We start from the raw sequence: 19,058 nt of genomic DNA, 5'->3' as shown, positions 1-19,058 counted from the left end.
GTCACCCCGTCGAGCGAATGGTGAACCACCCGACGCGTTTCCGCCACAGCCATACGACTCCGAGGTAGAGGCCGGGGCCGACCTGGCGGATCTCATCGCGCACCATGCGCGCGAGGAACGACGTCGTGGAGTAGTCGATGAGCACGCAGTCACCGTCGTCCACCCAGCTCGATGCGATCGAGAGCCGGGCTTTGACGAGCCGAATACCGAACGGGGTCACCTTGTTGCGCAGCACGCCCTCGCGACGGTCGAGCACCTTGCCCTGCCAGATGATCACGCGGACCAGCAGGGCGAGCGGCTTGGCCAGCCACGTCCCGGGCCAGGCCAGCAGCGTGCCCCGGGTGTCCCCGTCGGGGATGGGCCCGGCCTCGGACTGCCGGAACAGCAGGTCCAACGCGCTGTTGGGGTAGCCGAGCAACAGCGACTCGTCCAGGGCCATCCGCCGGGTCAGCTCCGGCTCGGGGCTTGTCATCGCGGTTCCTGACCGAGTCGGGGCCACGGCGCGAACGCGTTGCTGTGGCCGCGCAGAACGGGTTCGAGCTCGGGGTAGTGCCGAATGAGCACCGAGCACATGTCGTTGTCGGCGATCCAGGCGATCCCCTCCGGGGTGTAGATCCGCGGCGTGAAGTCGACCGTGAAGAACCGGTCGCTCTTGAGCCGGCGGGTCGCCATCAGCACGAAGATGCGGAACGCCGTATCGCTGAACCCGAACTTCTCGGGTAGCTTCTCGCCGAACATGCCGACCATGGCGTCGACCTTCTCGATGTCACCGCCGTAGATCTCGCTCATCTTGAGTGCAGTGTCGCGGTCCCCGCCGCTGATCTCGTCGAACGATGTCGCCGGCTTCAACCGCAGCTGGCGGCGGAAGTCGTTGTAGCGCGGCACCCCTCGCTCGCGGGACCGGATGATGTCCGTCGAGATCATGTCGATGACGTGGCCGTCGGTGCGGTCGAAGCGGCGCATGAAGTTGGGACTGTTGTGCAGGGTGACCGCGCCGGGGTGCGCGACGCCCAGCGAGTAGATGCAGTTCGAGATCCCCACGCTCTTGAGCACGCCGCGCGAGTTGGCGCCGCCGTGGATGCTGTCGAAGGGAAGCTGCTGCGGCTCGGCCTTTCCGGCCAGGTTGAGGAACTCGTAGTCGTCCGGCACCAGCGGGTGCATGCGATAGACGGTGACGAAGTCCTCGGTGATGGAGTACGGCGCGGTGTGGTGATCGGTCGCCGACCCGACGACGCCACTGATCGCCTCGCTGGAGCTGATCCGTCCGAACAGCTGCTTGACGCGTTCGCCGGCCAGGCCGAACCAGTTGGCCCGCATCCCGATCTGCAGCGTCGGGTGCCCCAGGATCGCCGGCGTCCATTCGATGGTGTGGATCTTGGCGATCAGGGCGGCGTTGATCATGCGCGCCTTGTGGAAGATCTGATCGGGGGACCAGGTCGGGTAGGCGGCTTCCAGCCGGTCACAGATGGCGTTGTGCTCGCGCAGGAAGATCGTGCCCATCAGCTCCAGGCCGAGCCACCAGCCGTCCGCGCCGCCGGAGGCACCGAGCAACGACGGATCGAGGTCGATGAAACCGTCGGCGTCGATGCGAACCTTGCCGTCCTTCTTGTCCTTCGTGCGGATCGCATCCTGGAACAGCTGGTTGCTGCCGTAGATCTGCGAGGCATCCCACCAGTGGGTCTCGGTGTTGATGAACGTCGAGTCGCCCGGCGTCGGGTTCGGGTCCGCCGGTGTCGACGGGATCCGGATGGTGGACTCGTCCCATTCGTCGTCATCGGGCACCGGAATCTCGATCATCCGGCTGGGGTCGGTGTCGTGGCTGAACCAGTCGCGGGTCTCGAACTGCAGCCAGGCTGCCGCCAGGATGTTGAGGGTGGTGGCCGGTTTGAACGTGTCGCGGCGCAGCAGTTCGTTGCTGATCGCCCGTGGGTTGGGGTCCATCAGGTGCGGCGGCTGCTCGGCATGTCCCCCGTCCAGCGGCACGTTGCGCCCGAACCGGGTGTGGGCCATACCCATCGACGGTGCCGACAGATCGTTGTAGGAGCCGTCGACGGTCCTGATGGTGAGATATTCGGCAGGGGTGTGTGCCGGTGCCGCCGGGGGATTGCCCCGGTAGGAGTCGTAGAGATTGTGCTCGCGCAGCGCGTCGCGAACCCCGATCAGGACGCCGAGCCCGATCCACGGTGGGAGCTTGTCCCAGCCGATCCGTCGGTCGACAACCTCAGTGGCTTTGATGAACCACCTTGTCAGCAGGGATGGCATCCTGGCCTCCTTTCCATGCGGTGATGGCTAGTGCGGTGTTGATTGCGGAGATGACGATGGCCACCAGGCCCTGTTTGCGTGGCAGATCGCCGCGGGCGGCGGTGACGGCGGCGGACGCGGTGTCGGTGGCGTGGATGAGCACCGCGAGTTTTTCGGCGCGACGCAGTTCTTCGCCGCGCAGCAGGAGCAGTTCGAGCCCGATGATGACGGTTCGGATGCCGAACATCCGGAAGGGATAGGTGCCGGACCGGTCCTGAGCCGTGTCGACACCGAGGCGGCCCAGCAGCTTCTCGGGTGCGAGAAGTCCGGCCAGCCCGTTGAAAATTCTGATCAGCGCCAGCACCTTGCGCGCCACGTTCGTCATGCACAGATCTTGCGGGCTCAGCGGCGCGGGGGAACGCGTAGTGGGCTACTTGTTTTGCCGGGTTTTCGTCGAGGTCTGGCGCAGCAGCGTTGAATGTGTCCATGGAGCTGATGTCGCCGACCGACTCGATGTTTCTGATCGCCGAGACACGGGAGCATCCGTTTCATGTCGGCGGCCTCGCGCTCTACGAGCCCCCCGCCGGTGCGGACCGCGACTTCGTGCGTGAGTTGTACGAGCAGATGGTTGCCCACACCGAGGTCGAGCCCGTGTTCCGGAAGCACCCGGCGACCATCCTTGGCGGCATCGCGAACGTCGGCTGGACCTACGACAACGACATCGACCTGGACTACCACCTGCGCCGCTCGGGCCTGCCGTCTCCGGGCCGGGTCCGTGATCTGCTCGAGCTGACCTCGCGCCTGCACGGCAGCCTGCTCGATCGGCACCGTCCACTGTGGGAGGCGCACCTGATCGAGGGGCTGGCCGACGGCCGGTTCGCGGTCTACACGAAGATGCACCATTCGCTGATCGACGGGGTGTCGGCGCTCAAACTGTTGATGCGCACGCTTTCCGAGGATCCCGGTGATACCGAGGTGCGGGTGCCGTGGGCGCTGCCGCGCAGGAAGCGCCCGCATCAGGGTTCATCGCTGCTGCGGACGGTCACCGATGCGGCCGGATCTGTCGCGGGACTGGGTCCGTCGACGCTGCGGCTGGCCCGTTCGGCGCTGCTGGAGCAACAGCTCACGTTGCCGTTTTCGGCTCCTAAGACCATGTTCAACGTGAAGATCGGTGGCGCTCGTCGAGTCGCGGCGCAGTCCTGGCCGCTGGAGCGGTTCAAGCGGATCTCGCAGGCCGCCGGGTTCACGGTCAACGATGTGGTGCTGGCGGTGTGTGCGGGCGCCTTGCGTGCGTACCTGGTCGAGCAGGACGCGCTGCCGGACCGGCCGCTGATCGCGATGGTGCCGGTGAGCCTGCGCGCCGAGCACGAGGCCGACGCCGGCGGCAACCTGGTCGGCTCGGTCCTGTGCAATCTCGGAACCGATCTGGAAGATCCCGCGGAGCGGCTGGCAGTCGTCGGTGAGTCGATGCGGGGCAACAAGAAGGTGTTCTCGGAGTTGCCGCGGGTTCAGGCCCTGGCGCTGTCGGCGATGATGATCGCCCCGCTCGGCCTGGCCGCGGTGCCCGGTTTCGTCGGGGCCACCTCGCCGCCGTTCAACCTGGTCATCTCCAATGTGCCCGGACCGCGACATCCGTTGTACTGGAAGGGGGCTCGGCTCGACGGCAACTATCCGCTGTCGATCGCGCTGGACGGGCAGGCGATGAACATCACCCTGGCCAACAACGCTGACAACCTGGATTTCGGGCTGGTCGGCTGCCGGCGCAGTGTGCCGCATCTGCAGCGGATGCTCAGCCATCTGGAGGACTCGCTCAAGGCGCTGGAGGTCGCGTCCGGGGTCTGACACCAAAAGGCGTAATGGGTAGACCAAATAGGGTTCGTCACGCAAAATGGTCGGCGTGGCAGATGACGGCGGTGCCTACCTCGGCAGGATGCGGGTCCTCGATGCGAAACCGGTGAATCTCGACGGGTTCAGCGTGACCAATCCGGATCTGGGCCTGGTCGCGATGCGCAGCCCGCATGATCCGGAACCGTCGCTGGTGCTGCGTGACGGCCAGGTCATCGAGATGGACGGCAAGGCTGCCGCGGACTTCGACGTGATCGACGAGTTCATCGCCCGCTACGGTCTCGACCTCGGCGTCGCGCCCGAGGCCATGGCGATGTCCGACGCCGAACTGGCCCGCAAGACCGTCGACCTCAACGTGCCGCGCGCCGAGGTGGTCCGGCTGATCGGCGGCACGACACCGGCCAAACTCGCGAGGGTCATCGCGGTACTGACGCCGGTCGAGATGCAGATGGCGATGGCCAAGATGCGGGTCCGGCGTACCCCGAGCAACCAGGCCCACGTCACCAACCAGCTCGACGATCCCATGCTGATCGCCGCCGATGCGGCCAGCGCGGTGGCCTACGGGTTCCGCGAGGTCGAGACGACGGTGCCGGTGCTCGGCGATGCGTCCTCGAATGCCGTTGCGCTGCTGATCGGTTCGCAGGTGGGGACACCGGGAGCGATGGCGCAGTGCGCCATCGAGGAGGCGCTGGAGTTGCGGCTCGGGATGCGCGGACTGACCAGCTATGCCGAGACCATCTCCATCTACGGCACCGAGCAGGTGTTCGTCGACGGCGACGACACCCCGTTCTCGAAGGCGATCCTGACGAGCGCCTACGCGTCGCGCGGGCTCAAGATGCGGGTCACCAGCGGCGGCGGCGCCGAGGTGCTGATGGGCGCGGCCGAGAAGTGCTCGATCCTGTACCTGGAATCGCGCTGCGTGTCGCTGGCCCGGGCGCTGGGTTCGCAGGGTGTGCAGAACGGCGGCATCGACGGGGTCGGTGTGGTGGCCTCGGTGCCCGAGGGCATGAAGGAGCTGCTCGCCGAGAACCTGATGGTGATGATGCGGGACCTGGAGTCGTGCGCGGGCAATGACAACCTGATCTCCGAATCCGACATCCGCCGCAGCGCGCACACCCTGCCGGTGTTGTTGGCCGGCGCGGACTTCATCTTCTCCGGGTTCGGCTCGATCCCGCGCTACGACAACGCCTTCGCGCTGTCCAACTTCAACTCCGACGACATGGACGATTTCCTGGTCCTGCAACGGGATTGGGGTGCCGACGGCGGCCTGCGGACGGTGTCGGCCGAGCACCTGGCCGCAGTCCGTCGAAGGGCGGCGACGGCCGTGCAGGCGGTGTACCGCGACCTGGGCCTGGCGGACTTCGACGACAGTCACATCGAGGAGGTGGTGGTCGCCAACGGGTCACGCGATCTGCCGCCCGGCGATCCGAAGGCCGTCGCGGAGGCGGCCAACGCCATCGAGGCCAAGCAGCTCACGGTGTTCGACGTGATCGCCTCGCTGAAGCGCACCGGTTACGACGACGAGGCCGAGGCCATCATGCGGCTCACGGCCGAACGCCTGCGCGGCGACCAGTTGCAGACCTCGGCGATCTTCGACGAGCAGTTCCGGGTGCTGTCCAAGATCACCGACCCGAACGATTACACCGGTCCCGGAACGGGTTACACGCTGACCGACGAGCGCCGCGCCGAGATCGACAACATCCGCCAGCAGCGCAACGGCACCGAGCTCACCGCCGACCAGGCCGAGCATGCCGGCCACATCAGCGTCACCGATCTCGAACCGGCCCGGCAGGGCAGCGATCCGCGCGAGGTGGTCATCGGGCTGTCCCCGGCACTGGGTCGCAGTGTGTGGCTGAGCCTGTGCGGCCTGCCGATCGGTGAGGTGATCCGCCAACTGTCCGCCGGGCTGGAGGAGGAGGGTTGCGTGCCGCGGTTCGTCCGAGTGCGCTCGACCATCGATGTGGGCCTGATCGGACTGACCGCGGCCAAACTGTCCGGGTCGGGGATCGGAATCGGACTGCAGGGCAAGGGCACTGCGCTCATCCACCGTCGCGATCTGGCGCCGCTGGCCAACCTGGAGCTGTTCAGCGTGGCCCCGCTGTTGACGGCGCGTAACTATCGGGAACTGGGCCGCAACGCGGCCCGCCACGCCAAGGGCATGGCTCCGGTGCCGATCCTGACCGGGGGCACCGACGAATCGATCTCGGCGCGCTACCACGCCCGCGCGGTGGCCCTGGTCGCATTGGAACGTGAGGCCAGCGAGCCGGGCCAGGCACCCGTCACAGTGGAGGTGACGCGAGCATGAGCGAGAAGTTCACCGTCGAGGCCGCGGTCGACGGCAAACTCGACCTGTCGGATCTGCGGATGAACCCGGCGGCGCTGGCACACCAGGCGGTGGTCGCCGAGGAGAACGGGAACCCCCAGCTCGCCGAGAACTTCCTGCGCGCAGCCGAATTGGCCACAATCGGCGACGAAGAGGTGATGGGCCTGTACGAGGCGCTGCGCCCGCACCGCTCCACGGCCGCCGAACTCGACGCGTTGCAGGCGTCCCTGGAAACCCGCGGAGCCTCGCGCTGTGCGGAACTGGTGCGGCAGGCCGCCACGGTGTACGCCCGGCGGGGCTTGTTGCGGTGACCCCCCGCGGCCGTATTGTCGCCGGGATCGACGTCGGTAACCACACCACCGAGATCGTCCTGGCCCGCGTGGACAACGGCGAGGTGCAACCGCTGAGCCACGGCCAGGCACCGACCCGGGGCCGCAAGGGATCCCGGGACTCGCTGGAAGGGGCGGCGGCGCTGCTGCACCGCATCGAGGTCGACGCTCAGGTAAGCGCCGATGAGTTGGCGCTCTCGGCGATCCGTCCGGTCGACACCGAAACCGCGCCGCTGGCCCCGGCCCCGTCGCCGCGCTCACCGGTGCGCAGCTTGCGCAAGTCCGATGCCAGCACCCCGGCCGGTACCGGGTACGCCGTCGGCCGGCACGTGCCGCTGGGGGACCTGGTGTCGGAACCGCAGGCCGGCCCGGTGATCGTCTCGGTCGACGGCGACACCGATTTCGAGGTCGCCGCGGCTGCGATCACCGATGCGGTGTCCCGGGGCTGGACCATTGAGGGCGTACTGGCCGCCCAGGACGATGCGGTGTTGATCCGCAACCGGATTCCGCTCGACATTCCCGTGGTCGACGAGGTGGTCCTCGACGGGTTGCCCTCCGGTGTGCTCGTCGCGGTGGAGGTGGTGGCCGAGGGGCGCGCGTACCGGGCGCTGGCGGATCCGATCGCGCTGTGTGCGGCATTGGAGCTCGGTCACGAGCAGATCCACGACGTCGCCGAATTCACCAGGGAGCTGGCGGATTCCCCGGCCATCGCCGTGACGGCGCGTACCGAGGCGCCGGAACCGCCCGCGGTGGACGACGATTACATCGAGTTCAGCATCGACGGAACGCTCGTAAGGTACTCACCCGCTCAGGCCCACGCCATCCTGCGTCGCGAACCACCGGGCAGCGTGGTGCGGATCCGGTTGCGTTCCATCCCGACCGCCGATCGTGAGATCGCCGTCGACGACGCCTTTTTCACCGACCTGGCCGCACTGGACAGCGGAACGTGGTTGCGCCGTGGCGTGGCCGATGCGCGTGGCACGGTGGTGGCCTTGCTGGCGGCCGATCATGTCGAGGATGCCGCGACGACACTTTCCGAGCTGACCGGGCGCCCGGCTCGCACGATCGCAGGGGAGCCGGAGGCCGCAGCACGGGGTGCACGGACCACGCCGGGGCTGCCGCCGGATTCGGTGGTATGCGATATCGGCGGCGGCACCATAGATCTGATCGGTCAGGATCGTACGGTCACGGCGGCGGGCGCGGGGGAGACCATCACCGTCGCGGTGGCGCGCATGTTGAACATCCCGCGGGCACTGGCCGAGCGGGTGAAGCGCACTCCGGCGATCCGGGTCGAAGGCCCGCACGTCGCCCACGAGGAGGACGGGCGGCGGTTGTTCCTCGACGCGCCCGCCCCGGCCGACGCGATCGGCAGACTGTGCACCCGCGGCACTGTCGGGTTGGTGCCGTTCTCCACCAAACTGGCTGCGGAGGAATGGCGCAGCCTACGGCTTGCGATCAAGCAGGAGACCGTCGCGGCGAACATCGCCCGCTGCCTGGCCGCGTTCGAGAAACCCCCGACCGCCCTGGTGCTGGCCGGCGGCGGAGCGCTCGACGACGAACTGCTGCGCACCGTCGGCGAATCTCTTCGCGGCGTCGGAGTCGTGGTGGGGCGGGCCAACATCGACGGTGTGCACGGCCCGCGGTTCGCGGTGGCGTCCGGGCTGGTGCACCTGTGCGCCACCGCTTCGCGGAGCTGACACAACGGCCTCAGAACGGAAGTTCCACACTGCCATTCGTGGTGTAGACCTCGTCATGGTTGGAATCGACGTAGCCCTGGGGGTAGGGCAGGTAGGGATTGGTGCCGTAGGGGACCAGGGGATCGGTGCCGCTCATCGGCGTGGGTGGAGGTGTGGGTGCGGCTGCGGCGATCGGCGCCATGGCGACCGCCCCGCCGATCGCGGCGGCGGCCAGTGCGGTGGCGACGAACTTCATCGGCTTCTTCATGCACCAATCCTGGCGCTCCGGGCACCTCGGTGTCGTCGCTGCTGACACCCATCTCGCAGGTAGGGCTAGCCGGTAGTCCGCAGGAAGTCTCCGGAGATCTTCACCGCGGGCGTCGACGAGTCACCGCCCACCACCAGGGTGGCGAAAGCGATGTCACCGGCGATCCCGGCGAACCATCCGTGCGAGTGCGTGTTGTCGCCGAACTCGGCGGTTCCGGTCTTGCCGCCGAGATCGGGGATATCGCTCAATTGGCTTGCGGTGCCCTCGGTCACGGTCTTGCGCATCATGTCCCGCAGCGCCCCGGTGACGCCGGCCGGCAGTGTCTGCGAGGGGCTGTCGGCGGTCACCTTGTCGCCGTCGACCAGGGTGGGCAGGATCGTCGACCCGTGCGCCAGGCTGGCCTCGGCGACCGCGAGACCGAACGGGCTGACCGTCACGGTGCCCTGGCCGATTCCGTTCTCCACCCGCTGGGCCGCGGTGTCCGCGTTGGGAACCCGGCCGGTCACCGTGGTGAGCCCTGGAATGGTGAAGTCGACTCCGATGCCGAACGCACGGGCGGTCTTGGTCAGCGCATCGGCGGGCAGTTTGTCCGACAGCGCCGCCATGCTGGTGTTGCACGAATGGGAGAACGCCGACGCCAACGGAACTGTCCCCAGATCGAAGTCGTCGTCGTTGGGAATGGTGCGGTTCTCGATCGTCAACCGTCCGGGGCAGGCCACCGGAGTGTCCGGGGTCGCCAGGTCGGCCTCCAGCGCGGCTGCGGTGGTGATGGTCTTGAACGTCGATCCCGGCGGATAGAGGCCCGAAAAGGCAATGGCGCCTTGGGGATCTGCGGCGGTGTTCTGCGCGGCGGCCAGGATGCCGCCCGTCGACCCGGAGATCGCGACCACGACGGCGGGCCGGGCCTCTTGGGCGACCGCCTGTTGCGCCAGCAGTTGCAGCCGCAGGTCCAGCGTGGTGCGCATCGGGTCTGTCGGCGCGGGTGGTTGCGCGGTCAGCCGCTGAGCGGCTGCGCCCTTCCCGTCGACCAGATAGACCGACCACCCGGCGGCTTTGGTGATCCGGTCGTGCCACAGCTGGGCCAAACCGCTGATGGCGGGTGAGGACAACTGGCGGTCGGTCGTCAGCAGCTCACCCTGCTCGGCCACCGTCACGCCTGGAACCTGGGTCAATTGGTCGCGCACCGATGCGAGGTCGTCCTCGCGCAGTTTCATCACCGTCACCCGGTCATCGGAGTTCGACGCGAACTGTGCGCCGATGGATTCGGCGGTGGTGGTGGCGTCGAAAGGGGCCAGCAGCGCGGCCAGCGGGGCGGCCGAATCCAGGTGCGCGCGGTCCAGGGAGATCACGCCCACGGTCTGCCACGTCATCAACGGCTGACCGGTCCGGTCCAGCACCGGGGTCTGCAGATCGCTGTCGGTGCTGTACTGAAACCTCAAGCCGTCCCGCAGATCCGGGTGCAACAGCGTCGGCGCCCAGGAGATGCGCCAGTCGTCGCCGGTCTTGGTCGCGGTGCCGGTGGCGTCGTAGGCGAAGTCGTGGCCCTCACCCCAGGACCACTGATACTTCAGTGTCGCGCCGGACTCGTCGCCGTCCTCTGGTTCGGCGCCGACCTTGACCGAGGCGGCATCGCCCATGCCGTCGAACATCGACTTGATCGCAGGCTCGGCGGCGGCAGGGTCGGTGGTCTGTGCGGCTGCTCCGCTGGCGTCTTTGCGCTGCAGGGCATCGGCGAAGGCGGCGAAGCGGTCAGCCGGGTCGGGAGCCGAGGAACATCCCACGATCGGGAGAAACAGGCACAGCAGCAAGAGCAAGGCGCGCCATTGAGTCATGCTCCCAGCATGACATCAGCGAGTCAGGCGGCCTTGTCGGCGTCCGAACCTTGCTCTGACTCGTGTTTGGGCTTGGCCTCGCGCTTGGGCTTCGGCTTGAACGCGTCCTTGACGTTCTTCGCCACGTCCGACACAGCGCTGCGTACGTCGTCGCGACGTTGTGCCGGGGTGCGCTTGACCGGCTTGTCGGGAACGTCGGCCTCGTCGTTCGTCTCGCCTTGCGGTTCGACCACCTTGGGGGCGGCCTTGGGGATGTCCTTCTTCACCGCGGCGCGGTCGGTGGGCCCCGAGGTCGTCGAAGGTGCTGCGGTGGAAGGCAATCCGTCCTTGAAGTTGTCGGCACCTTCCTGGATGGCGCCGGGAAGCGCGTTCACGGTTTCGATGATGCGTTTCGGCGGGGTGATCAACGAGAAGCGGGTCGGCGTGGCGGGATCGGAGTAGTCCCGGTCGGTGTAGCCCATGTCGACGGCGAGCTTCAGGGTCGGCTCGATCGCGCCGAGCACCGGTTCGGTGAACGCCGTGGCGTTGAGAGCGGTGGAGAAGTTGCGGAACGGCTGCAGCAGCGGCAGGTGTTCGGTCTTGACCAGGATGTAGGTGTCCGTGCCGCCACCCGGCGTGCTGACCGGTGTCACGATGATCGCGTCCGGATCGTTGAGGTCCGCGGCATCCGGGGTCGGATCGCCGTGCAGGTAGACGAACCCGGCGGCGGCATTGGCCAGTGACAACGGGTTGGCATAAGCCGGGAAGTCACCGACGGGGTCGTACTCGATGGTGATGAAGGTTTCGTCGTACGGCGACTGTTCGGCCGCGCCGGTGCTGGTGAACCCGAGGAGGCCGAGCGGTCCCAGATCCGGGAAGCGGGCGTAGATGCCGCCGTTGGGAACCGTCGGCGACGCGATGTAGACGAACTTCAACGTGCCGGTGCCGGGGCTGCCGTTGGCGTCGAGTTCGCGCTTGTACTTCTCGGCGACGATGGTTCCCTCGGAGTAACTGACGATGTAGATCGTCCCGTCGGGACCGACCCCGGTACGGGCGGTATCCACCTGGTCGATCAGCGGTTCGCGACCGTCGGCCACGCTCGTGTCGATCGGCAGCGTGGCCGAATAGTGGACCGGGTAGTACCGACCGTCTGCCGGCCCGGCGAACCCGCCGTTGTACGGCACGTAATCGCCGCCGAATTTGTTCGGGATCCGCGCACCCAAGGTGTCGTCTTTCCCGCCCACACCGACCACCGCGACGCTGCCCGGCAGGGTGGCGGCCAGCGCGTCGGCGACATGCCCGAAGGTGAGTACCACGGCCATGCCTGCCGTGGCTCCGGCCACCGCGGCAGCGGACGAACGCGCGTGCTTTCGGTGATTGGCCACGGTGCACCTCCGAGTCGTGCGGGTGAAGCGACTGAGAACGGAGTGTGGGCCCGGGTCAGTCCGGGCCCACACTATGTCAGATGTTTGCTAGATGTGAGTGTTTTGTTATGGACAGGCCACTTCGAGCTCGAAAGGCTTGGTCACTTGGTTCATTCCGTCCATACCGGTGGCGTCGCCCTTGATCGTGTACTTGTTGCCATCCTTGGTGGCTTCCGCGCTGCCGCCGGGCATGCCAGGCGAGTAGGCGAGGGTGATGCCGTCGACATTGCCCAGTGCCACCGCGCTCACCGACGGCGTGTCGCCCTCGCTCAGCGTCGCGGTGACAGCGCTCATCCCCTGGCCGACGGTCAGGCTGACATTGCCCGCGACCGTGGCGCACACGACCGTGCCCTCGACCTTGTGATCCTTGCCGTCGATGCTGACGCGGGCGGTGCCCGAGCCGGTTGTCGCCTGGGCACCTCCGGCCTCGGCCGAAGATTTTGCCGACGCCGTTGCCGTGGCCTTCGTCTCGCTGGAGGTGTCTTTCTTGTCGCTCGACGAACAGCCAGACAGGCCGGCGACGACGATCGCGGCGCCGCCGACGGCTACCAGGAACTCACGCTTCACCAGTGCTCTCCTCACGGTTGTGCAGCCCGTCGCAAGTGGCGGACTGTCAGGCAGAAGTATTCGGGTTCGTGCAGGTCGTGGGCGTGGATTTGGGTGAATTGTCCGTAGCCGCGAGCGTGCGCTCGTAAATTCGGCGCCATGCAGATACTGCGTACGCCCGATGCCCGTTTCGGTGGGTTACCTGAATTCCCTTACTCGCCAGAGTATTCCGATGTCGACGACGGCGACGGTGGCCGGCTCCGGGTGGCCTGGGTGCAGGCCGGGCCGCCGGATGCCGACCCGATCCTGTTGTTGCATGGGGAACCATCCTGGTCGTTTCTCTACCGGCGGCTGATTCCGATCCTGACCGCGGCGGGGCACCGCGTCGTCTGTCCGGACCTGGTCGGCTTCGGCCGGTCGGACAAACCCACCCGCATCGAGGACCACAGTTACGCGCGGCACGTCGAGTGGATGCGCGCACTCGCCTTCGACGTCCTCGATCTGCGGCGGGTGACGCTGGTCGGTCAGGACTGGGGCGGCCTGATCGGGTTGCGTCTGGCGGCCGAGCACCCGGACCGGTTCGCCGGCATCGTCGTGGCGAACACAGGGCTGCCGACCGGTGATATTCCGATGCCTGAGATCTGGTGGCAGTTCCGCACGGCCATCCAGAACCTGCCCACGATCGACGTCGGCAGGTTCGTCGCCGCGGGTTGCCGCCGCCCGGTCAGCGATGAGGTCCGCGCGGCCTACGATGCGCCGTTCCCTGACGACTCCTACTGTGCGGGCCCCCGGGCGATGCCGGGCCTGGTGCCCACCACCCCCGACGACCCGGCCTCGGCTGCCAACCGTTCAGCGTGGAAGGTGTTGTCGGCCAGCAAGACTCCGATGCTGGTGGCATTCGGTGACAGTGATCCGATTACCGGCGGCATGGCGCCCATCTTCAAGCGGGAGATGCGCGGCGCGCAGGGGATCGACCATCCGGTGATCCGCGATGCCGGTCATTTCCTGCAAGAGGATGCCGGCGAGGAACTGGCCGTGGCAATCGTCGAGTTCCTCGCCGACCGTCCGCCTACGGGCAGGTGACCGCGATGTCGAACGGCATGTCGACCGGTGCGGTCGGTTCGTTGGGGTCGATGCCCATGCCGGTGCCCGTGACGGTGTAACCCTTGCCGTCGCGCGCGGCCACCACCGGGACGCCCGACAGGCCGGAGAGATAGGTCAGAGACGCACCCTCGCCGTTCACGTCGCCGATGTTCACCGATTGCACCACCGGGGCCTCGCCGTCGGTCAGCACAACGGAGGCCGGCATCTTGCCCTTGATGCCGATCGTGGTCAGCCCGTCCTTGGTCTCGCAGCTGACGCTGCTGACCGGACCGGCGTCATTGGGACCGAAGGTGACCCGGCCCTGGCCGGACTTCGTGGGCGAACCCGAATCCTGCGACGAGCATCCGGCGACTGCGGCCAGACACATGGCAAATCCGGTGGCAATGACAATGGGGCGGCGCATGACCAAATTCACGTCCGCAGTATGGTCGCGTCCGCCCCCGTGACGGAAATCGGACGCGCATCCGGTTGAATACGTGATGTGGACCAGCCGTATTTCACCGTGGAGGCCGAGTTGCCCGGCCGACTCGGCCGGGTCGGGACCATTCACACTCCGCACGGCGATATCCACACCCCGGCGTTCATCGCGGTCGGTACCGCGGCCACCGTGAAATCGGTGCTTCCCGAGGCCATGAAAGAGCTTGGCGCCCAAGCGGTCCTGGCCAACGCCTACCACCTGTACCTGCAGCCGGGCCCGGATGTCGTGGCCGAGGCCGGCGGGCTGGGGGCGTTCATGAACTGGCCCGGCCCGACCTTCACCGACAGCGGCGGCTTCCAGGTGATGTCGCTGGGTGTCGGGTTCAAGAAGGTCCTGGCCATGGACACCGAGCGGCTGCAGAAAGACGACATCATCGCCAAGGGCAAGGAACGGCTGGCCGTCGTGGACGACGACGGCGTCACGTTCCGATCGCATCTGGACGGTTCGAAACACCGGTTCACCCCGGAGGTGTCGATCGGCATCCAGAACAAGCTCGGCGCCGACATCATCTTCGCGTTCGACGAGCTCACCACGCTGGTCAACACCCGCGCCTACCAGGAGAGCTCGGTGCAGCGCACGCACGAGTGGGCGGTGCGGTGCCTGGCAGAGCATCACCGATTGCAGGGTTTGTCACCCGAGCGGCCGCGGCAGGCGCTGTTCGGCGTGGTGCAGGGCGCCCAGTACGAGGACCTGCGCCGGCAGGCCGCGAGCGGGCTGGCCTCGATCGGGCAGCAGGCCGGACCGGCCGAGGGGCTGAGCTTCGACGGCTACGGCATCGGCGGTGCGCTGGAGAAGCAGAACCTGGCCACCATCGTCGGCTGGGTCAGCAGTGAACTGCCCGCGGACAAGCCCCGGCACCTGCTCGGGATCAGCGAGCCCGATGACCTGTTCGACGCGGTGGCCGCCGGGGCCGACACCTTCGACTGCGTATCGCCGTCGCGGGTGGCGCGCAACGCGGCGGTGTACTCGGCGACCGGGCGGTTCAACATCACCGGGGCGCGGTACAAGCGGGATTTCACCCCGATCGATGCCGAATGCGACTGCTACACCTGCGCCAATTACTCACGCGCCTACATCCGGCATCTGTTCAAGGCCAAGGAGATGCTGTCGGCGACGTTGTGCACGATCCACAACGAGCGGTTCGTGATCCGGCTGGTCGACCAGATCCGGGCCTCGATCGTGGCCGGTGAGTTCGATGAGCTGCGGGCGCACGTGCTGGGGCGGTACTACGGAGTGCCCATCAGTTGAACTGCCGCTTCTTCTACGCGTGCACAATAAGAAGATGGCGACCGTCACCGACGATCAGGCCCCGCAGGCCCTGCTGATGCAGCTGCTCGACCCGGCCTGCCGGGCCGATCCCTACCCGTCGTACAACCGGATCCGCGAGCTCGGGCCGCTGCACCTGCCCGAGTCGAACCTCACGGTGTTCTCGTCGTTCGCCGACTGCGACGAGGTGCTGCGGCATCCGTCGACCCGCAGCGACCGGACCAACTCCACCATCACGCAGCGGCAGCTCGAGGCCGAGTCCGGCCCCCGGCCCCGCGGCCCGGCGAGCTTCCTGTTCCTCGACCCGCCCGACCACACCCGGCTGCGCAGGCTGGTCAGCAAGGCCTTCGTGCCGAAGGTGGTCAAGGCCCTCGAACCCGACATCGCCGCGCTGGTGGACGGATTGCTGGACGACATGGAGAAGGCGGGAGCTTCGGGGTCCGTTGATGTCATCGCCGACCTGGCCTATCCGCTTCCCGTGGCGGTGATCTGCCGACTGCTCGGCGTGCCGGTCGAGGACGAGCCGAAGTTCAGTCACGCCTCGGGCCTGCTGGCCGCATCGCTGGACCCGTTCCTGGCCCTGACCGGCCACACCTCGGATCTGTTCGATGAGCAGATGAAGGCCGGGATATGGCTGAACGACTACTTGCGCGACCTGATCGACGCCCGCCGCACTGCCCCCGGTGCGGACCTGATGTCGGCGCTGATCGCGGTCGAGGAATCCGGGGACCAGCTCACCGAGGACGAGATCGTCGCGACCTGCAATCTGCTGCTCATCGCCGGACACGAGACGACGGTCAACCTGATCGCCAACGCGACGCTGGCGATGCTGCGCCATCCGTCCCAGTGGGCCAGGCTCGGTGCGGACGCCTCGCGGGTCGCCGCCATCATCGAAGAGACCATGCGGTACGACCCGCCGGTGCAATTGGTGGGCCGAATTGCCGGTGAAGACATGACCATTGGTGACATCACGATCCCCGCCGGGGACACCATGCTGTTGCTGCTGGCCGCCGCACACCGCGACCCGGCGGCCAATGAGCGGCCCGAGGAGTTCGACCCGGCCCGCGAGAGCATCCGGCACATCGGGTTCGGCAAGGGTGCACATTTCTGCCTCGGCGCACCGTTGGCCCGGTTGGAGGCCTCGGTGGCGCTGTCGGCGGTCACCGCACGGTTCCCGAACGCCCGTCTGGCTGCCGACCCGGTGTACAAGGCGAACCTGACCCTGCGAGGGATGTCGACGCTATCCGTGGCGATTTAGGCCATCTGTTGCGGAATCAGCATCAATAGCCGCTAACCTCGACGAAAATCGCAATCTGCAGGTACGGTTCTTCCGCATGCGGATTCTGTTGGTGGGCGCGGGCGGCGTCGGCTCGGCGTTCTGTGCGATCGCGGCACGACGTGATTTCTTCGAGCAGATCGTGGTGTGCGACTACGACGAGGCTCGGGCCGCCGCGGCGGTCGCGGAGGTCGGCGACCCCCGGTTCAGCGCCGCCCAGGTCGACGCCGGGTCGGCCGCCGCCGTCGCCGAACTGGTGCGGCAACACGGCATCACCCACGTGATGAACGCCGTCGATCCCCGATTCGTGATGCCGATCTTCAACGGTGCCCTGGCCGGTGGAGCCGACTATCTCGACATGGCGATGAGCCTGTCGCATCGTCATCCCGACAAGCCCTACGAGCTCACCGGGGTCAAGCTCGGTGACGAGCAGTTCGCGGTCGAGGGCGATTGGCAGGCCGCAGGCAGGCTGGCCCTGGTCGGCATCGGAGTGGAGCCCGGCCTCTCGGATGTGTTCGCGCGCTACGCCGCCGATCACCTGTTCTCCGAGATCGACGAACTCGGCACCCGCGACGGGTCCAACCTCACCGTCGACGGATACGACTTCGCGCCGTCGTTCTCGATCTGGACCACGATCGAGGAATGCCTGAACCCGCCGGTGATCTGGGAGGCCGGGCGCGGCTGGTTCGTCACCGAACCATTCAGTGAGCCAGAGGTTTTCGACTTCCCCGAGGGCATCGGCCCGGTCGAATGCGTCAACGTCGAGCACGAGGAGGTGCTGTTGATGCCGCGCTGGGTGGACTGCAAGCGTGCGACGTTCAAGTACGGTCTCGGCGCCGAGTTCATCGATGTGCTCAAGGCCCTGCACAAGGTGGGGCTGGACCGCACCGACAAGGTCACGGTCGGCCCGGTCCAGGTCAGCCCCCGCGATGTGGTCGCGGCGTGCCTGCCCAACCCGGCGACGCTCGGCCCACAGATGCACGGCAAGACCTGCGCGGGGTTGTGGGTGACCGGTACCGGCAAGGACGGTAACCCGCGTTCGACGTACCTGTACCACGTCGTCGACAACCAATGGTCGATGGCCGAGTACGGCCATCAGTGCGTGGTGTGGCAGACGGCGATCAATCCTGTTGTGGCGCTGGAACTTCTGGCCAACGGAACCTGGAGCGGCGCCGGCGTGCTGGGCCCTGAGGCGTTCGACGCGGTGCCGTTCCTGGATCTGTTGAAGGACTACGGTTCGCCGTGGGGCATCAAGGAACTCGCACCGTAGCCTGCCGGCTCACTTCGTGACGGTCGGTGGCGGTGAGCAGTATCGCAAGAACGATCGCCGCGGCGGTGACGGCGGCGGTCACCGGCCAGCCCAGCCATCCGACGGCGGCCGCGCCGAACGCGGTTCCCAGGCTGCCGCCCACGAAGTACACCACCATGTAGGCGCTGTTGAACCGCGCGGGCGCGGCCGGGTCGATCGCCAAAACCGTGCTCTGATTGGCTACTTGGGCAGCGAACAGCCCCGCGTCGAACACAGCCAGGCAGACGAGGGTGGCCGCGGGATTGGACAGAGACCCGCCGAGGGTGACCGCGCCCAAGGCGGCGATCACCAGTCCGATCATCATGACTCGTCGTGCGCCCACGCGGTCGGTCCATACCCCGGCGATGCGGGTGGCGACGATGCCAAGGAGACCGGCGAGGGCGTACAGGCCGATCCGCTCGGCTGAGTACGAGAACGGCGGCTGTGCCAGCGCGACGGCGAGGCCGGCCCACACCGCGCAGAACGCGAAGAACCAGAGCGCGCCGCGGAGCGATGCGATGCGCAACGTCGGGAATCGCAGGTACAGGCCGGGCAGACCGCGGAGTGTCGCCAGATAGCCGCTGGTGGCCGATCCGGGTGTGGCGGGCAGGGCCCGTAGTGAGACGAGCGCGGCGATGGCGCAGGCGAGGGCGAACACGAGCAAGCCGCCCCGCCATCCCGCCACGTCCGTCAGCCAGCCACCGGCGGTCCGGCCGCCGATGATCCCGGCGGAAATGCCCGCTGTCACCATTCCCAGCGCGGTTGCCCGGCGGCCGTCCGGGACGAAGCGCGCGGTGGCCGAACTCAACTGCGCGCCGACGGTGGAACAGGCGCCGATCACTCCGACGGTGAGCCCCAGGATCCACAGCGAGCCGGCGGCGGCATTGGCCGCCAAGGCCACCGCCAACGCGCCGAACTGCCCTGCGAGGACGTGATTCGGCGGAAACCGGTCGACGAGCGGTACCAGTATCGCGAGCCCCAGCAGGTAGCCGACGGGTCCGCATGCCAGTGCCAATCCGACGTGGGCAACCGAGATGTCAAGACTGTCAGCGACATCGGATATGGCCGGTTGCAGTGGGTAGATGGCGGCGGTGCCGAGGGCTGCGGCAATCGCCATGAACCACACGGTGATTCGGCGCATTTCAGGCTGCGGTGTCATGTGTGTGACGGTATGAGCGCCCGC

General features: G+C 67.5%; 17 protein-coding genes. 8 read left to right on the top strand and 9 right to left on the bottom strand.

What is annotated here, in order from left to right; translation table 11 throughout:
• Nucleotide 1: 1 nt before the first annotated feature.
• From EH231_RS21300 to EH231_RS21290, 3 genes are read right to left on the bottom strand one after another with little or no spacing between them, the layout of a single operon-like run.
• Nucleotides 2–472, bottom strand: a complete 471-nt coding sequence (locus EH231_RS21300) for a hypothetical protein (protein WP_206429604.1) — start codon at nucleotides 470–472, stop codon at nucleotides 2–4.
• Nucleotides 469–2,262, bottom strand: coding sequence for a peroxidase family protein (locus tag EH231_RS21295; protein ID WP_124713276.1), 1,794 nt, complete (start codon nucleotides 2,260–2,262; stop codon nucleotides 469–471). Before EH231_RS21295 ends, EH231_RS21300 begins: the two co-directional genes overlap by 4 nt.
• Complete coding sequence (locus EH231_RS21290) at nucleotides 2,222–2,617, bottom strand: hypothetical protein (RefSeq protein ID WP_241177783.1); 396 nt, start codon at nucleotides 2,615–2,617, stop codon at nucleotides 2,222–2,224. The genes EH231_RS21295 and EH231_RS21290 overlap by 41 nt, the downstream gene beginning before the upstream one ends.
• A 110-nt stretch (nucleotides 2,618–2,727) precedes the next feature.
• Between EH231_RS21290 and EH231_RS21285 the strand changes: the two genes are divergently transcribed.
• The 4 genes from EH231_RS21285 to EH231_RS21270 all read left to right on the top strand — a co-directional run bounded on the left by EH231_RS21285 (nucleotide 2,728) and on the right by EH231_RS21270 (nucleotide 8,435).
• Nucleotides 2,728–4,083, top strand: coding sequence for a WS/DGAT/MGAT family O-acyltransferase (locus EH231_RS21285; protein WP_164480971.1), 1,356 nt, complete (start codon nucleotides 2,728–2,730; stop codon nucleotides 4,081–4,083).
• 88 nt (nucleotides 4,084–4,171) lie between these two features.
• Nucleotides 4,172–6,391 carry a propanediol/glycerol family dehydratase large subunit gene (locus EH231_RS21280; protein ID WP_090430800.1) on the top strand — a complete coding sequence of 740 codons (2,220 nt, stop codon included), beginning with the start codon at nucleotides 4,172–4,174 and terminating at the stop codon, nucleotides 6,389–6,391.
• Complete coding sequence (locus tag EH231_RS21275) at nucleotides 6,388–6,720, top strand: diol dehydratase small subunit (RefSeq protein ID WP_090430046.1); 333 nt, start codon at nucleotides 6,388–6,390, stop codon at nucleotides 6,718–6,720. The genes EH231_RS21280 and EH231_RS21275 overlap by 4 nt, the downstream gene beginning before the upstream one ends.
• Nucleotides 6,717–8,435: a diol dehydratase reactivase ATPase-like domain-containing protein gene (locus tag EH231_RS21270; RefSeq protein ID WP_124713275.1), complete on the top strand. Its 1,719-nt coding sequence runs from the start codon at nucleotides 6,717–6,719 to the stop codon at nucleotides 8,433–8,435. Before EH231_RS21275 ends, EH231_RS21270 begins: the two co-directional genes overlap by 4 nt.
• A 10-nt stretch (nucleotides 8,436–8,445) precedes the next feature.
• On the opposite strand, the gene EH231_RS21265 is transcribed toward EH231_RS21270, so the two are convergent.
• The 4 genes from EH231_RS21265 to EH231_RS21250 form a co-directional block, all read right to left on the bottom strand.
• Nucleotides 8,446–8,682, bottom strand: coding sequence for a hypothetical protein (locus EH231_RS21265; RefSeq protein WP_090430050.1), 237 nt, complete (start codon nucleotides 8,680–8,682; stop codon nucleotides 8,446–8,448).
• Between the two features lie 65 nt (nucleotides 8,683–8,747).
• Entirely contained in the window at nucleotides 8,748–10,514 is a 1,767-nt protein-coding gene (locus tag EH231_RS21260) for a penicillin-binding transpeptidase domain-containing protein (protein ID WP_090430052.1), read from the bottom strand.
• 23 nt (nucleotides 10,515–10,537) lie between these two features.
• A complete protein-coding gene (locus EH231_RS21255) occupies nucleotides 10,538–11,878 on the bottom strand; it encodes a PE-PPE domain-containing protein (RefSeq protein WP_124713274.1) in 1,341 nt (446 codons plus the stop codon).
• Nucleotides 11,879–11,983: 105 nt separating this feature from the next.
• On the bottom strand, nucleotides 11,984–12,484 hold the full coding sequence (locus tag EH231_RS21250) for a lipoprotein LpqH (protein ID WP_090430057.1): 501 nt from the start codon (nucleotides 12,482–12,484) through the stop codon (nucleotides 11,984–11,986).
• Between the two features lie 138 nt (nucleotides 12,485–12,622).
• On the opposite strand from EH231_RS21250, the gene EH231_RS21245 reads away from it, so the two are divergent.
• Nucleotides 12,623–13,546, top strand: coding sequence for a haloalkane dehalogenase (locus EH231_RS21245; protein ID WP_124713273.1), 924 nt, complete (start codon nucleotides 12,623–12,625; stop codon nucleotides 13,544–13,546).
• Here EH231_RS21245 and EH231_RS21240 read toward each other — a convergent pair.
• Nucleotides 13,533–13,982, bottom strand: a complete 450-nt coding sequence (locus EH231_RS21240) for a lipoprotein LpqH (protein ID WP_090430061.1) — start codon at nucleotides 13,980–13,982, stop codon at nucleotides 13,533–13,535. The two genes, EH231_RS21245 and EH231_RS21240, sit on opposite strands and share 14 nt — an antisense overlap.
• 66 nt (nucleotides 13,983–14,048) lie before the next feature.
• On the opposite strand from EH231_RS21240, the gene tgt reads away from it, so the two are divergent.
• The 3 genes from tgt to EH231_RS21225 all read left to right on the top strand — a co-directional run bounded on the left by tgt (nucleotide 14,049) and on the right by EH231_RS21225 (nucleotide 17,857).
• A complete protein-coding gene (tgt, locus tag EH231_RS21235; RefSeq protein ID WP_124713272.1) occupies nucleotides 14,049–15,293 on the top strand; it encodes a tRNA guanosine(34) transglycosylase Tgt in 1,245 nt (414 codons plus the stop codon).
• Nucleotides 15,294–15,327: 34 nt separating this feature from the next.
• Nucleotides 15,328–16,569, top strand: a complete 1,242-nt coding sequence (locus EH231_RS21230) for a cytochrome P450 (protein WP_090430802.1) — start codon at nucleotides 15,328–15,330, stop codon at nucleotides 16,567–16,569.
• Between the two features lie 76 nt (nucleotides 16,570–16,645).
• A complete protein-coding gene (locus EH231_RS21225) occupies nucleotides 16,646–17,857 on the top strand; it encodes a saccharopine dehydrogenase family protein (RefSeq protein WP_124713271.1) in 1,212 nt (403 codons plus the stop codon).
• Here the strand turns inward: EH231_RS21225 and EH231_RS21220 are convergent.
• Nucleotides 17,838–19,034 carry an MFS transporter gene (locus EH231_RS21220; RefSeq protein ID WP_124713270.1) on the bottom strand — a complete coding sequence of 399 codons (1,197 nt, stop codon included), beginning with the start codon at nucleotides 19,032–19,034 and terminating at the stop codon, nucleotides 17,838–17,840. The two genes, EH231_RS21225 and EH231_RS21220, sit on opposite strands and share 20 nt — an antisense overlap.
• Between the last annotated feature and the right edge of the window lie 24 nt (nucleotides 19,035–19,058).

Source organism: Mycolicibacterium nivoides (assembly GCF_003855255.1).
Lineage (GTDB): Bacteria > Actinomycetota > Actinomycetes > Mycobacteriales > Mycobacteriaceae > Mycobacterium > Mycobacterium nivoides.
The sequence above is the reverse complement of the archived record's forward strand: the minus strand, read 5'-3'. Positions and strand labels throughout refer to the sequence as shown.

What these genes read in the sequence shown, in the direction of transcription:
- EH231_RS21300 (WP_206429604.1), bottom strand. Translation starts at nt 472, where the DNA reads ATGACAAGCCCCGAGCCGGAGCTGACCCGGCGGATGGCCCTGGACGAG.
- EH231_RS21295 (WP_124713276.1), bottom strand. Translation starts at nt 2,262, where the DNA reads ATGCCATCCCTGCTGACAAGGTGGTTCATCAAAGCCACTGAGGTTGTC.
- EH231_RS21285 (WP_164480971.1), top strand. Translation starts at nt 2,728, where the DNA reads ATGGAGCTGATGTCGCCGACCGACTCGATGTTTCTGATCGCCGAGACA.
- EH231_RS21280 (WP_090430800.1), top strand. Translation starts at nt 4,172, where the DNA reads ATGCGGGTCCTCGATGCGAAACCGGTGAATCTCGACGGGTTCAGCGTG.
- EH231_RS21275 (WP_090430046.1), top strand. Translation starts at nt 6,388, where the DNA reads ATGAGCGAGAAGTTCACCGTCGAGGCCGCGGTCGACGGCAAACTCGAC.
- EH231_RS21265 (WP_090430050.1), bottom strand. Translation starts at nt 8,682, where the DNA reads ATGAAGAAGCCGATGAAGTTCGTCGCCACCGCACTGGCCGCCGCCGCG.
- EH231_RS21260 (WP_090430052.1), bottom strand. Translation starts at nt 10,514, where the DNA reads ATGACTCAATGGCGCGCCTTGCTCTTGCTGCTGTGCCTGTTTCTCCCG.
- EH231_RS21245 (WP_124713273.1), top strand. Translation starts at nt 12,623, where the DNA reads ATGCAGATACTGCGTACGCCCGATGCCCGTTTCGGTGGGTTACCTGAA.
- EH231_RS21230 (WP_090430802.1), top strand. Translation starts at nt 15,328, where the DNA reads ATGGCGACCGTCACCGACGATCAGGCCCCGCAGGCCCTGCTGATGCAG.
- EH231_RS21225 (WP_124713271.1), top strand. Translation starts at nt 16,646, where the DNA reads ATGCGGATTCTGTTGGTGGGCGCGGGCGGCGTCGGCTCGGCGTTCTGT.
- EH231_RS21220 (WP_124713270.1), bottom strand. Translation starts at nt 19,034, where the DNA reads ATGACACCGCAGCCTGAAATGCGCCGAATCACCGTGTGGTTCATGGCG.